The sequence below is a fragment of the Janthinobacterium sp. PSPC3-1 genome, assembly GCF_049896105.1.
Taxonomy (GTDB): domain Bacteria; phylum Pseudomonadota; class Gammaproteobacteria; order Burkholderiales; family Burkholderiaceae_D; genus Janthinobacterium.
Map to the genome: position 1 here is coordinate 31,262 of NZ_JAFCTQ010000034.1, position 13,849 is coordinate 45,110.

12 protein-coding genes are annotated in these 13,849 nt (G+C 63.3%); 7 read left to right on the forward strand and 5 right to left on the reverse strand.

Features of this window, described 5'->3' with window-relative positions:
• Positions 1-9 precede the first annotated feature (9 nt).
• Positions 10-1,308 (reverse strand): CitMHS family transporter, encoded by a 1,299-nt coding sequence (locus ACP7B7_RS25470; protein WP_426078544.1) that lies wholly within the window; start codon positions 1,306-1,308, stop codon positions 10-12.
• 124 nt (positions 1,309-1,432) lie between these two features.
• Between ACP7B7_RS25470 and ACP7B7_RS25475 the strand changes: the two genes are divergently transcribed.
• Positions 1,433-2,329: a LysR family transcriptional regulator gene (locus tag ACP7B7_RS25475; protein ID WP_308922692.1), complete on the forward strand. Its 897-nt coding sequence runs from the start codon at positions 1,433-1,435 to the stop codon at positions 2,327-2,329.
• Here ACP7B7_RS25475 and ACP7B7_RS25480 read toward each other — a convergent pair.
• Positions 2,326-3,228, reverse strand: a complete 903-nt coding sequence (locus tag ACP7B7_RS25480; RefSeq protein WP_426078545.1) for a LysR substrate-binding domain-containing protein — start codon at positions 3,226-3,228, stop codon at positions 2,326-2,328. The two genes, ACP7B7_RS25475 and ACP7B7_RS25480, sit on opposite strands and share 4 nt — an antisense overlap.
• A gap of 107 nt (positions 3,229-3,335) precedes the next feature.
• Between ACP7B7_RS25480 and ACP7B7_RS25485 the strand changes: the two genes are divergently transcribed.
• Both ACP7B7_RS25485 and ACP7B7_RS25490 read left to right on the forward strand, forming a co-directional pair.
• A complete protein-coding gene (locus ACP7B7_RS25485) occupies positions 3,336-4,616 on the forward strand; it encodes an MFS transporter (protein WP_308922690.1) in 1,281 nt (426 codons plus the stop codon).
• Between the two features lie 75 nt (positions 4,617-4,691).
• The gene (locus ACP7B7_RS25490; RefSeq protein WP_308922689.1) at positions 4,692-5,018 is read left to right on the forward strand and encodes a hypothetical protein; all 327 of its coding nucleotides are present in this window, start codon (positions 4,692-4,694) and stop codon (positions 5,016-5,018) included.
• A 4-nt stretch (positions 5,019-5,022) separates the two neighbouring features.
• On the opposite strand, the gene ACP7B7_RS25495 is transcribed toward ACP7B7_RS25490, so the two are convergent.
• Both ACP7B7_RS25495 and ACP7B7_RS25500 read right to left on the reverse strand, forming a co-directional pair.
• Entirely contained in the window at positions 5,023-5,871 is an 849-nt protein-coding gene (locus tag ACP7B7_RS25495) for a LytR/AlgR family response regulator transcription factor (protein ID WP_308922688.1), read from the reverse strand.
• A 10-nt stretch (positions 5,872-5,881) separates the two neighbouring features.
• Entirely contained in the window at positions 5,882-6,994 is a 1,113-nt protein-coding gene (locus ACP7B7_RS25500; protein WP_308922687.1) for a sensor histidine kinase, read from the reverse strand.
• A gap of 167 nt (positions 6,995-7,161) precedes the next feature.
• Between ACP7B7_RS25500 and ugpQ the strand changes: the two genes are divergently transcribed.
• Entirely contained in the window at positions 7,162-7,890 is a 729-nt protein-coding gene (ugpQ, locus tag ACP7B7_RS25505; protein ID WP_308922686.1) for a glycerophosphodiester phosphodiesterase, read from the forward strand.
• Between the two features lie 72 nt (positions 7,891-7,962).
• On the opposite strand, the gene ACP7B7_RS25510 is transcribed toward ugpQ, so the two are convergent.
• Positions 7,963-10,020, reverse strand: coding sequence for a TonB-dependent receptor domain-containing protein (locus ACP7B7_RS25510; protein ID WP_426078546.1), 2,058 nt, complete (start codon positions 10,018-10,020; stop codon positions 7,963-7,965).
• 136 nt (positions 10,021-10,156) lie between these two features.
• Between ACP7B7_RS25510 and ACP7B7_RS25515 the strand changes: the two genes are divergently transcribed.
• The 3 genes from ACP7B7_RS25515 (at position 10,157) to ACP7B7_RS25525 (ending at position 13,801) form a co-directional block, all read left to right on the forward strand.
• The gene (locus tag ACP7B7_RS25515; RefSeq protein WP_308922684.1) at positions 10,157-10,591 is read left to right on the forward strand and encodes a Fur family transcriptional regulator; all 435 of its coding nucleotides are present in this window, start codon (positions 10,157-10,159) and stop codon (positions 10,589-10,591) included.
• Between the two features lie 135 nt (positions 10,592-10,726).
• Positions 10,727-13,339: an alanine--tRNA ligase gene (gene alaS, locus ACP7B7_RS25520; RefSeq protein WP_308922683.1), complete on the forward strand. Its 2,613-nt coding sequence runs from the start codon at positions 10,727-10,729 to the stop codon at positions 13,337-13,339.
• A 204-nt stretch (positions 13,340-13,543) separates the two neighbouring features.
• Positions 13,544-13,801, forward strand: coding sequence for a sulfurtransferase TusA family protein (locus tag ACP7B7_RS25525; protein ID WP_225317265.1), 258 nt, complete (start codon positions 13,544-13,546; stop codon positions 13,799-13,801).
• Positions 13,802-13,849: the final 48 nt, after the last annotated feature.

Sequence of the window (13,849 nt, forward strand, 5' to 3'; positions counted from 1 at the left end):
TCGAGTTGCTTACAGCGGAAAGATGCCCAGCACGATGCAGCTGATGGTCATCACGATCGACGCGGCAAACAGGTATTTGAAGGTGTATTTCTGGTGGTCGGCCAGGTCGATGCCGGCCAGGCCGGCGACCAGGAAGGTGGCCGGTGTCAGCGGGCTGACGGGAAAGCCCGTCGTCATCTGTCCCAGCAGCGCCGCCTGCGCCACCTGTATCGGCTCCACGCCCAGCATCTTGCTTACTTCCGCCACCACCGGCAGCACGCCGAAGTAGAAGGAGTCGGGATCGAACAGCATCGACAGCGGCATCGACAATACGCCCAGCACGGCCGGGATATGCGAGGCCATCTCGGGCGGCACGAAGCCGACGGCCGTCTTGGCCATGGCCGACAGCATGCCGGACTTGTTCATGATGCCGGTGAAGACGCCGGCGGCAAACAGGATGCTGGCCATCAGCAGCGCCGCCTTGGCATGCGCATCGATGCGGGCGCGCTGCATGTCGGCGTTCGGATAATTGATCATCAGCGCCAGCACCACGCCGATCATGAACATCACCACCGGATCGACCTTACCGCTGATCATCACGCCCAGCACGATCACCGTCAGCACGATATTGATCCAGAAATTCTTCGGCCGGCGGATCGATTGTTCCGCCTCCGTCAGCTCATGCATCTGCACGAAGCCGGCCGGCGCGCCGGCGGTGAGGCCCAGGCGGATTTCTTCCTTGCGGCCCAGGTAATACGCCACGCCGAACACAAAGGCCAGGCCGATCAGCTGCACCGGAATCAGCGGCATGAAAATGTCGCTGACGGGGATATGCAGCGCCGCCGAGGCGCGGATCATGGGGCCGGTCCATGGCAAAAAGTTCACGCCGGCCGCCAGCGAGGCCACGCAGGCCAGGATGCGGCGGTCGATGCCGAGCCGCGTGTACAGCGGCAGCATGGCGGGGATGGTGACCAGGAAGGTGACGGCGCCCGAACCATTGAGGTGGATCAGCAGCGCCAGCAGGGCCGTGCCGGGCACGATGCGGCTGGGCCGGCTGCCCACCACGCGCAAGATGCCGCTGATGACGGGGTCCAGCATGCCGGCGTCGGTGACGATGCCGAAGAACAGGATGGCGAACACGAACATGCCGGCCACCGGCGCGATATTGGTAATGCCGGAAACAATGAATTTCGAGGTTTCCATGCCGAAGCCGCCGATCAGGGCGGCGATGATGGGAATGGTGATCAATGCCACCAGCGGCGACATTTTCTTGGTAAGGATGGCGGCCAATAAAATGGCGATGGTGCACAGTCCGAGCAGGGCCAGCATGGGTTTGTCTCCTGAGTTGTTTGGTGCCCGTCTTGTGCGGGATCTGAGGCCATTCTGCGGCGCTCGCTTTATATTGTAAAATCGATTTTTCAGGATGATTATCCTGTTTTTCGGGTGAATCAAGATGCTGCCGAATATCTCCAGCAAGCTGCTGCAAGCGTTTGTCGCGCTGGCCGACTGCCGCCATTTCACGCGCGCGGCCGAGCGCTGCCACCTGTCGCAATCGGCCTTCAGTGCCGTGATCCAGAAGCTGGAAACGGCGCTGGGCGCCCGGCTGGTCGAGCGCGACACGCGCAATGTGATGCTGACGGTGGAAGGCGAGATGTTTGTCGAGGTGGCGCGCGGCCTGCTGGCCGACATGGAGGCGGCGTTCGGCAACATGAGCGACTACGTGGCGCGGCGCAAGGGAAGGGTGGCGATAGCGGCCTTGCCCTCGCTGGCGGCCAATGGCCTGCCGGCCGTGATCGCCGAATACCGCGCCAGCTATCCCGGCATCAGTGTGCGCTTGCACGACGCCTTGTCCGACCAGTGTTTGCACCTGCTGCGCCAGGGGAAAGTCGACCTGGCGATCACGGCGCCCAGCGCCCGGCTGGCCGAATTCGACACGCGCGTGCTGTGCAGCGATCCGTTCTATCTGGTGTGCCGGCGCGACCATGCGCTGGCCCGCAAGCGCCGCGTGCAACTGGCCGACCTGGCCGGCTGCGAATTGATCCACCTGGCGAAATCGACCAGCGTGCGCCAGCATGTGGAGCTGCTGACGCAAGGCGTGGCCGTGCGCGACAGCGGGCTGGAAGTGGAACACCTGGCCACCGTGGCCGGCCTGATCGAGCATGGCCTGGGCGTGGCGCTGGTGCCGGCCCTGACCCTGTTCCAGTTCAAAAAACTCGACCTGGTGGCGGTGCCGCTGGCAGCCGGCCAGCCGGAGCGGCCCATCCTGCTGGCCATGCCGCGCACCTTGTCGGTGGCGGCGCAGGGCATGCTGGAGCTGATCGAACTGCGCCTGGGCGGCGGCGGTGGCTAGGCGCCGCCTTCCAGCGCCGCTGCTTCAGCCAATTTGACAAACGCCGCCACCATCGGCGAGGTCTCTTCCTCGCGCTGCGCCAGCAGCAAACTGGTGGTCGCCTGCGGATCGGCGATGGGCCGGTAGCATACGCCGTCCATGCGGATGCGGTCGAACGAGGACGGCAGCACCGAGATGCCGCAGCCGGCCGCCACCAGGCCGATAATGGTCGACGCCTCGCCCGCCTCCTGCACCACATCCGGCACGAAGCCGGCCGCCTTGCACAGCCTGAAAATCTGCGGGTAGATGCCGGTGCCGGCGTCTTTCGGGTACATCACGAAACCTTCGCCGGCCATGTCGGCAATCGCAATCGAGGACTTGGCCGCCAGCCGGTGCGCCACCGGCAGCACCAGGAACAGCGGGTCCTGGCGCAGCTGCGTGAGCTTGATGTCGTCGGGATAGGCCAGCTCCGGCGGGCGCACGAAGCCCAGGTCCATGCCGCGCGCGGAAATCGCTTCCAGCTGATGCAGGGTCGCCATCTCGTGCAAGGTTAATGTTACGTGCGGGAACTGCTGGCGGTAGCGGTTGATGACGGTGGCGAAATAGGGGGTAAACGGCGTCGAAAAGGTAAAGCCGATGCGCAGTTCGCCCGCTTCGCCGCGCTGCGCCCGGCGCGCCGTCGCGCCCGCCTGTTCTGACAGCGCCAGGATGCGGCGCGCGTCGTCGAGGAACAATCGGCCCGCCTCCGTCAGCCGCACCGAGCGCTTGTTGCGCTCGAACAACTGCGCCCCCACGTCCGCCTCCAGCGCCTGGATCTGCTGGCTCAGCGGCGGCTGGCCGATATGCAGGCGTTCGGCCGCGCGCGTGAAGTGCAGTTCCTCGGCGACGGCGACAAAATAGCGCAGGTGGCGCAGTTCCATATGGGTTCCAGTAATCGTTTTAAAGTATGAGTTGACCCTAAAATATATATTGGACCATATGAGTTGGCAATCCTATGATGAAATCTCGCCTCTCTATGAACACCGTCATGTCTGATTCACCGCTTGCTTTTGCCGCCTCTTCCACTGTCATCGCGCCCACCACGCCTGCGACTCCCGCGCCGCGCAGCGCGATTGCCAAGGGCACGCCCGCCTTCAAGCGCAGCAACCGCGCGCTGTTTTTTGGCGGTTTTTCCACTTTCAGCCTGCTGTACTGTATCCAGCCCCTGTTTCCGTTGTTGTCGCAGCAGTTTCACCTGACGCCGGCCCAAAGCAGCTGGTCGCTGTCGGTATCGAGCGGCCTGCTGGCCATCTCGCTGGTGCTGCTCAGTGCCGTCTCGGACCGCGTGGGGCGCAAGCCCTTGATGGTGGCGTCGATGTTTTCCGCCGCGATACTGACCATTTTGTCCGCCTTTGCGCAGGACTACGCGCAGCTGCTGGCGATTCGCGCCGCGCTGGGGATAGCCCTGGGCGGCATGCCGGCCGTCGCCATGGCCTATCTGGGCGAGGAAATCGAAGGCCCGTCGCTGGGCCTGTCGATGGGCCTGTATATTGCCGGCAGCGCGTTTGGCGGCATGTCGGGGCGCTTGATCGCCTCGATGTTGAGCGACTTCATGTCGTGGCGCTGGGCGCTCGGCGTGCTGGGCGTGGCCGGGGTGCTGGCGGCGGCGGAGTTCTGGCGCAGCTTGCCGGCCTCGAAAAACTTCGTGCCTTCTACCCGCGGCTGGCAGGCGCTGCCGCATGCCATCAAGCAGCATTTCTCCGACCAGGGCCTGCCTTGGCTGTTCTGCCTGGCGTTCGTGCTGATGGGCTGTTTTGTCAGCCTGTATAACTATATCGGCTACCGGCTGCTGGCCGCGCCGTTCGGCTTGCGCCAGAGCACGGTCGGCCTGCTGGCGTTCCTGTATCTGATCGGCATCTTCAGCTCGGTCTGGGCCGGCCGCCTGGTGGACCGCCTGGGCCGGCGCGGCGTGCTGTGGATCATGCTGTCCATCATGCTGACCGGTATTTTCCTTACCCTGTTCGACTCGTTGCCGCTGATCGTGGCCGGCATGGCGCTGGCCACCTTCGGCTTCTTTGCCTCGCACTCGATTGCCAGCAGCTGGGTCAGCCGCCGCGCCCGCGCGCCGCAGGCGCTGGCGTCCGCCTTCTACCTGCTGTTCTATTACCTGGGATCGAGCCTGATCGGTTCCGCCTCGGGCATGATGTGGGGCTTCGACGGCTGGACCGGCGTGGTCGCCATGCTGGGCTTGTGCCTCGGCGGCGGCGTGCTGATCGCCCTGAAGCTGCGCCATCTGCAGCCGCTGGGGGCGCGCGAAGCGGCCGGCTGATCACAGCCAGGGGAACCTTGCATGGTGCCTGTGATCCAACTATGTTCTCGACATGGAATCGACACAGGAGGAATCATGTTGCAAGCAAATGAAGTGGCACGGCGCTTTGGCGCCATCGAACAGGCCATCGGCCAGGCGGCGCAGCTGTGCGGCAGCGCGCAGGAAATGCCGATGGACCTGAAAGATTGCCTCAATCAGCTGGATCAGCAGAAAGCGTCGGTGCGCCAGGCGATCGACTCGCACGATGACGCGCGCATCCGCCAGGCGGTCGACAATATGGAATCGCTGGGCGACCGCGCCAAGAAGGCCTGCGGCACGGCGGCCAAGCTGACGCCGGAAATGAAACAAGCGGTGCTGAAGGTCCACGATGAACTGTCGGACCTGAAACACCAGCTGCATTGATCCATTACATCTGGCGGAACAGGTGGGCGTACAGCGGGCTGACGCGCAGCTGCGCCGGATGCTGGCGCAGGGTCAGTGACAGCTTGCCGGCCTCGTCGCGCACGGCGCTGGCGATGGCGCCGGCATTGACGATGGTGCCGCGGTGGATTTGCCAGAATTGCTGGGGGTCCAGTTGCGGCAGCAATTCCTTCAGGCTGGTGCGTATCAGCGCTTCGCCGTCGCGGCAGACCACGTTGATGTATTTGTCCATCGCTTCGAAGTAGACCACGTCGGCCATGGGGATCATGCGCACGCTGCTGCCGACGGCGGCCCGTATCATCTGCAGGCGCGGCGCCGGCGGCGTCATCGCTTGCAACTGGGTCAGCAAACGGGCCAGGTTGTCGTCGGCCGGTGCCGCGGTGACGGCTTGCGCGGCGGCGGCCGGCGCTATCGGCGCGGTTTGCAGCCTTTGTTTCAAGCGTTCCACCGTCTTGCCCAGGCGCGCATCGTTGACGGGTTTCAGCACATAGTCGGCGGCCGCCTGATCGAAGGCGGCCAGCGCATAGTCGTCATAGGCGGTGACGAACACGATCTGCGGGAAGGGCATGCCGTCGTTGTCGTCCTGCCATTGCTCGGCCAGTTCCTCGGCCGCTTCCAGGCCTGTCTTGCCCGGCATCTTGATGTCCAGGAACAGGATGTCCGGGCGCAGGGCCAGGCCCTGCTGCAAGGCTTCCACGCCATTGGCGCAGGTGGCGACAAGCTGCAGTTCGGGCCACAGGCGGCGCAGGGCGTGGGCGAGGGCGGCGGCCAGGATCGGTTCGTCTTCGGCGATCAGGGCGCGTACTGGGGCGGCGGTGCTGGTCAGGTCTGTCATGGCGTCGTGCTCAAATGGAAGATTCGGAAGGTTGAAGTGGCAGGGTCAGGCGGGCGGTCACGCCACTGCCCGGATTGGCATTGAGCGATAGGCTGGCCGCATCGCCGTGCATGACCTGCAGCCGTTCGCGGATATTCGCCACGCCTAGCCGGGTCCCTTTGGTCTGGCCCGGATGGTCGAGGCCCAGGCCGTCGTCGGCCACGATCAGCGTCAGCATGCCGCCGTCCAGGCTGGCGCGCACGGCGATATGGCCGCCGTCGATCTTCGGCTCCAGGCCGTGCTGGATGGCGTTTTCCACCAGCGGCTGCAGCAGCATCGGCGGCAGTTTCACCTGGCGCAAGTCGTCGGGCAGGTCCAGCGTATAGGCCAGGCGCGCACCCATGCGCACGGCCATCAGGCCCAGGTAGGCTTGCATCAGGTCGAATTCCTGGCCCAAGGTGGTGGTCTCCACGCGCGAGGAACTGAGGGTGGCGCGCAGGTACTGGATCAGCTGGTCCAGCAGGAGCTGGGCGCGGTCCGGATCAAAGCTGATCAGCCCCTGCAGGTTGGCCAGGGTATTGAACAGCATGTGCGGCTCGATCTGTGCCTGCAGCAGCTGCAATTGCGCCTGCATGGCCTGGCGCGCCACCGATTCGGCGCGCGCTTTTTCCTGCGCCGCCGCCGTCTGCAGGCGCGAGATTTTTTCGCGGCTGGAAAAGAACAGGATGGCGGCGCCCGTTACGGCCAGCGTAAAGACCAGGTTGGCCGTCACTTCGCCGGCATCAAGGGTGGTCAATGCCTTGACCTTCACGTCGGTCAGCCATACAAACAGATGCATGCCCAGCCATTGCGCCACCGGCACGGACACCAGGATGATGGCGATGAAGGGCAGCGCTTTCGGCCGCTGGCCCTCGTGCCACAGGGTCAGGCGCGCACCGTCGATCAACACGAAGGCGATGCTGCCGATGCACATGGCGGCAATCAGGTTCTGGCCCAGGTGGCTGCCCGGATTCAAGATATAGGTAATCACCAGCGCGCACAGCACATTGATGGCCAGCGCATAGCGGATGTCGGGCAGCATGCGGTAGTAGCGCGAACGGCGCGGTCTGGCTGGCTGGTCCGGAGGGATGGTCGGCTTGAACATATGCGCTCTGTTAAGTGGTCGATAAGACATTGTGTGGCTTGTGCGCGGCCAGCGCAACGCCGGTGCGACGAAACGGGGCTGACACGGCGCCAATCGCTGCATGCCCCCTTGTGTTTTCGTGCTTTCATTTATGATGGCAAGTCCATCACCAACCAGCAAGGATCACCATGTGGCCCTATCCACGCACCTTGGCACACCGCGGCGGCGGTACGCTGGCCCCTGAAAACACGATTGCCGCCTTGCGCTGCGGGCTGGCGCACGGCTACCACGCCGTCGAATTCGACGTCATGCTGGCCAAAGACGGCGTGCCGGTTGTCGTGCATGACGTGGAACTGGGCCGTACGGTGGCCGGCAGCGGCGCCATTCCCGATTACACGGCGGCGCAGCTGGCGGCGATGGATGCGGGCAGCTGGTTCGGCCCCGAGTTTGCGGGCGAGGGCGTGCCGGGTTTTGACGCGGTGGTGGCGTATTGCCAGGCGCACGGCATCTGGATGAATATCGAGATCAAGCCGGCGCCGGGGTTTGAACGGCAGACGGGAGCCGTGGTGGCGCGGGCCACGCGCCAGCATTTTGCCGCTGGCGGACTATTGCCCTTGCTGTCGTCGTTCAGCATGGAAGCGCTGGAAGCGGCGCGCGAGGCGGCGCCGGAACTGGCGCGGGGATGGCTGGTCGATGAATTGCCGCATGACTGGCTGGCGCAGGCAAGCAAGCTGGGCGTGGTGGCCATGCATTGTGATCACAAGGTGCTGACACCTGAGCAGGTGCAAGCGATCAAAGCGGAAGGGCTGGGTGTGTTCTGCTATACCGTCAATACGCCGGAAAGGGCCAGCGAGTTATTTACGTGGGGCGTGGATGGGTTTTGTACGGACAGGATAGATATCATTGCGGCTGGATAAACCGAACCCCAAAACAACATCCGGGGTCAGACCCTCAGGGTCTGACCTCAATCCTTGCGTTTGGGTTAACAATTAAAACGTCACCCTTACCCCCGCCGTCAGATTACGCCCCGTCAACGGCGCCGCATTCTTGATAAACGAGGTGTGGCTGTACGCCAGCTCGTTCGTCAGATTATTCGCCTTCAGGTAAAACTGGGTCGGCGTGCCGGCTAAGCGGGTGTTGTAGCTGGCCGAGAGGTTCAGCATATTGTAGCCAGGCGTGTCCGTCTCGAAGGCGGCCACCTTGTCCTGTTTGCCGACGCGGTAGAACTCGGCCATGCCGTTCCAGGCCTGCCAGTTGGCGTCGAATTTCACGCCCAGGCGCTGGGCCGGGATACGCGGCAGATTGCCGCCGCCATCGGCCAGTTTCGCCCTTACATAATCGCCGAATACGCTGGCGCCGAACACCGGATTGATCTGCTGGCGGATCTGGCCTTCGATGCCGGTAAACGTGGCGTCGCGCTGGGCGTATTCGATCAGCTGGAAGCCTTCATGGCTGTCCAGGGTGGAGCCGAAAATATAATTGTCGATCTTGTTGCGGTAGGCGCTCAGCGAAAAGGTGGTGGCGCCAGCGTATTTGCGCAGGGTCAGGTCGATATTGTTCGAGGTTTCCTTGCCCAGGTTTTCATTGCCCAGCTCATAGGTGGCGGTGGCCATGTGCACGCCGTTGGCGTACAGCTCTTCGGCGCTCGGCAAACGGTGGGTGCGCGAGATGGTCGAACCGAGCGAATACTGCGGCGCGAATTTCCATACGGCGCCCAGCGAGATGGAGGTGCCGCTGGCGCTATGATCCTTCAATGTGGCGCTGTCGACATCGATATCCTGCCATTCGTGGCGCAGGCCCGCTTCGAAGCGCCATTGCGCGAGGTTGTATTCCTCGACCAGGAAAGCCGCGTGCTTCTTGGTGAGGGTCGGCGCCACGTACGCTTCTTCGCCCAGGGCCGAGAAATCGCGCTTGGTCGTTTGGAGGCCGACCACGCCGCGCCAGCCACCGAGCGGCACATGTTCCATTTCCAGCCGTGCGTCGTGGCCCTTGTTCTTGAAAGTGGTGGCCACTTCCGTGCCCTCGATCTCATCGTGCTTGTAATCGGTAAACGCGGCGCGCAGGCGCAGGCGGGTAAAGCCGGGGACCGGATCGCGCAGTTCGCCGCGCACGTCCCAGCGCTCGCTTTTCAGTTTCACGTAGGGTACGGCGCCGCCTTCTTCGTGCTCGTGATCGTGGTCGCTGCCTTCCTCTTCCTCGTGCTCGCCGCAATGCAGATGGGTGCCGTGCGGGTGGCAGCTTTCGAATTCGTGGTTGTGGCCGGGCAGGCCGTATTCGGCGCGCTGGCTGGTAAATGCCAGTCCCAAAAAGCCGCGCGATCCCACCCACGAGGCGCCGACGCTGCCGGTATCGGTTTCGTTGTAGCTGCCGGCCACTTTGGAGCCGCCTTCCCAGCCGCTGCCGACCTTGTATTCTTTCGCGTCGCGTTTCACGCCTTCCGCGTGGAAGGCAAAATTGCCGGAGCCGCCGGTCACCTCGAAGGCGCCCGCTTTTTCACGCGCGGCCGAGTTGGCGCGCACTTCCGCGCTGCCTTCGAAACCCTTGGCAGGTACTTTCGTCGGGATTTTCTTGTCGATCACATTGACCACGCCGCCGACGGCGCCGCCGCCATAGGCCAGTGCCGACGGTCCGCGCAGCACTTCGACCTGTTCTGCCAGCATCGGTTCGGACGCCACCGCATGGTCGGGGCTGATGGTCGAGGCATCCTGCACTTCGGCGCCATCGGACAATACTTTCACGCGCGGGCCATCCATGCCGCGGATGATGGGGCGACTGGCGCCGGCGCCGAAATGGCTGGAGGTAATGCCGGGCTGGCCGGCCAGGGTTTCACCGAGGGTCGCTTCGCGGGTGCGCACCAGTTCATCGCCTTCAAGCACGGTCACCGGCGTGCTCATGTCGTCGCTGCCCAGCGACAGGGCGCTGGCTGAAACGGTCACGGCCGGCAAGGTGGGTGCTTGCTGGGCCAGTGCGCTGGCGGGCGCGGCAAATGCCAGCATCAGGGCCAGGGCCAGCGGGGTGGGGCGATGTAAAGAGTGCGGTGCGGTCATGGTTCAATTCCTTGTTGTGTGACGGTGTTTGCAGGGGCTGGGCAAGCGTTAATTTGATAATGATAAACCATTATCATTAATGTGTGAACCGCCAGATGCTACGGCTTGAGCATCCCCATGGTGTATTCTGTCGGCTATGGAACGCACAACACGTCAAAAAACCGCTATACAAACCGCCATCGAGTCGGCCCGGCGCCCGCTGTCGGCGCAGGAAATCCTTGAAGAAGCCAGCCTGCAGGTGACGCAGCTGGGCATTGCCACCGTCTACCGCAACCTGAAATCGCTGGTGCTGGAAGAGAAGGTGCATGTGGTTACCTTGCCCGGTGAAAACCCGCGCTATGAATCGAACACGGTGGCCAATCATCATCACCATCACTTCCAGTGCACCAGCTGCCAGCGCGTGTTCGACGTGCATGATTGCCCCGGCGACCTGAAGCGGATGGCGCCGCAGGGCTTCGTGGTCGAGCGCCATGAGCTGACCCTGTATGGCCGCTGCGCCGATTGCAATGCGGCCGGCGGGGTGGCGGTTTCCGCCAGTCCCGCGCCGCACGGCTGCGCCGACCACACCTGAGCCGTATCTGGGCTGGGCGTGCGCGCAACACTCGCCGCACCGGCCCTGGTTTGTCTTGATTGTGCCTTAATTGCAGGCAGCCATATCACGTATAATCTTCCCTTTAAAGCTGCCGCCACTTTTTGCCAAAAAAACATGAAATCATCTGAAATCCGCGACAAGTTCCTCAAGTTTTTCGAGTCCAAGGGCCATTCCATCGTCCGTTCCAGTTCCCTGGTGCCAGGCAACGATCCGACCCTGCTGCTGACCAACAGCGGCATGGTGCAATTCAAGGATGTGTTTACGGGCACCGACAGCCGCCCGTATACACGCGCCACGTCCGTGCAGCGCTGCGTGCGCGCCGGCGGCAAGCATAACGACCTGGAAAACGTCGGCTACACGGCGCGCCACCACACCTTCTTTGAAATGCTGGGCAACTTCAGCTTCGGCGACTATTTCAAGCGCGATGCGATCCACTTCGCGTGGGAACTGCTGACCAAGGTGTACGGCCTGCCGGTCGAAAAACTGACGGTCACGGTCTACATCGAAGATGACGAAGCCTACGATATCTGGGCAAAAGAAATCGGCGTGCCAACCGAGCGCATCATCCGCATCGGCGACAACAAGGGCGCGCGCTACGCTTCGGACAATTTCTGGCAGATGGCCGATACCGGCCCTTGCGGCCCGTGCACCGAGATCTTCTACGACCACGGCGCCGACATTCCTGGCGGCCCACCGGGCTCGCCTGACGAAGACGGCGACCGCTTCATCGAAATCTGGAACCTGGTGTTCATGCAGTTCAACCGCGACGAAGCGGGCGTCATGCACAAGCTGCCGAAACCGTGCGTCGACACCGGCATGGGCATGGAGCGCCTGGCCGCCGTGCTGCAGCACGTGCATTCGAACTATGAAATCGACCTGTTCCAGCACCTGATCAAGGCGGCCGCCCGCGAAACCGGCGCGACGGATTTGGAAAACAAATCGCTGCGCGTGATCGCCGACCATATCCGCGCCGCCGCCTTCATGATCGTCGACGGCGTCATTCCGGGCAGCGAAGGCCGCGCCTATGTGCTGCGCCGCATTATCCGCCGCGCGCTGCGCCACGGCCACAAGCTGGGCCAGACGAAACCGTTCTTCTACAAGCTGGTCGAGGACCTGGCTATCGAGATGGGCGCCGCTTACCCGGAGCTGGAAGAAGCCAAGGTCAACGTCGCCAACATGTTGAAAGCCGAGGAAGAGCGTTTCGGCGAAACCCTGGAAACCGGCATGAAAGTGCTGGAAGCCCAGCTGGCCAAGGACGCCACCGGCATCGACGGCGCCACCGCATTTACGCTGTACGAAACCTACGGCTTCCCGCCGGACCTGACGGCCGATATCTGCCGCGAACGCAATATCGCGTTCGACCAGGAAGGCTACGACGCGGCCCTGAAAGAAAGCCAGGAGCTGTCGCGCAAGGGCGGCAAGTCGCACAAGGACAGCAAGGTCGAATACGCGGGCGAGAAAAACAAATTCGTCGGCTACGAGCAGCTGAGCTTTGGCAGCAAGGTCATCGCCCTGTACGCTGCCGGCACCCCTGTGCAGGAACTGACGGCGGGCCAGGCCGGCATCGTGGTGCTCGACACCACGCCGTTCTACGCCGAATCGGGCGGCCAGGTGGGCGACCAGGGCGTGATCACGGCGGGCAGCGCGTCGTTCAAGGTCGACGACACCCTGAAGATCCAGGCTGACGTATTCGGCCACCATGGCGTGCTGGAATCAGGCGCCCTGAAGGTCGGCGATACGGTCTCGGCCGATGTCGACACGGCCAAGCGCGGCCGCACCATCCGCAACCACTCGGCCACCCACTTGATGCACAAGGCCTTGCGCGAAGTGCTGGGCAGCCATGTGGCGCAAAAGGGCTCGCTGGTCGACCCGGATAAAACCCGTTTCGACTTCAGCCACAATGCGCCGATGACGGCGGAACAGATCGCGGCGGTGGAAACCATCGTCAACAAGGAGATCCTGGAAAACCATGCGGTGCAGTCGCACCACATGTCGTTCGACGACGCGGTGAAACATGGCGCGATGGCGCTGTTCGGCGAAAAATACGGCGACGAAGTGCGCGTGCTCGATATCGGCAGCTCGAAAGAACTGTGCGGCGGCGTGCACGTGCAGCGCACGGGCGACATCGGCCTGTTCAAGATCATCGCCGAAAGCGGCGTGGCGGCCGGCATCCGCCGCGTCGAAGCGGTGACGGGCGAAGGCGCGCTGGCGCTGGTGCAAACCATCAACCGCCGCCTGCTCGACGCGGCCGCCGCGCTGAAGTCGAATCCGGAAGAGCTGACGGCGCGCATCGGCCAGGTACAGGACCATGTCAAGGCGCTGGAGAAGGAACTGGCGGCCCTGAAATCGAAACTGGCGTCGGGCCAGGGCGATGAACTGGTCACCCAGGCGGTCGACGTGAACGGCATCAAGGTGCTGGCGGCCGTGCTGGAAGGCGCCGACGTGGCGCGCCTGCGCGAAACGATGGACAAGCTGAAGGACAAGCTGAAGACGGCCGCCATCGTGCTGGCCAGCGTGACGGACGGCAAGGTCAGCCTGATCGCCGGCGTGACGGCGGACGCCACTTCGCGCGTGAAAGCGGGCGAACTGGTGAACTTCGTTGCACAGCAAGTGGGCGGCAAAGGCGGCGGACGCCCCGATATGGCGCAGGCCGGCGGCACCGACGCCAGCGGTTTGCCGAACGCCCTGGCCGGCGTGCCGGCCTGGGTCGGCGACAAGGTGAAATAAGCCGCAACGCTGCATCCATGCGGGGTGCGAGCCCCGCATGCGCTGTAAAGCGGCCCGCAAATCCGGTTTGCGGGCCGTTTTGCTTTGGAGCATCTCGTTGTGACCCCACAACAGCCGGTGAACTATTTTGGTGCAGCGCGTCATTGGCCCTGAATTAGAGTAGTATGTCGAAAATCAGTACAACAAAACAATGGTGGGATATTGATGAGCGACACACTACTTGATACCGAGATTATGGAATTTCATAAAGAACTCGACGCGCGGGGCTTGAATTGCCCGTTGCCGATTCTGAAAGCAAAAAAGGCATTGTCAGAGCTGCAAAGCGGTGAAGTGCTGCGCATCATGGCAACCGATCCCGGTTCCGTGCGCGACTTCCAGGCCTTCGCCAAGCAGACCGGCAATGCCTTGCTGTCGCACGTGCAGACGGGTACCGAGTTTGTGTTCCTGATGCAGCGCAAGTAATGCTTCACCGGCGCTGGCGGGTGCTAGTTTGCTGCCCCGCAGCGTAGC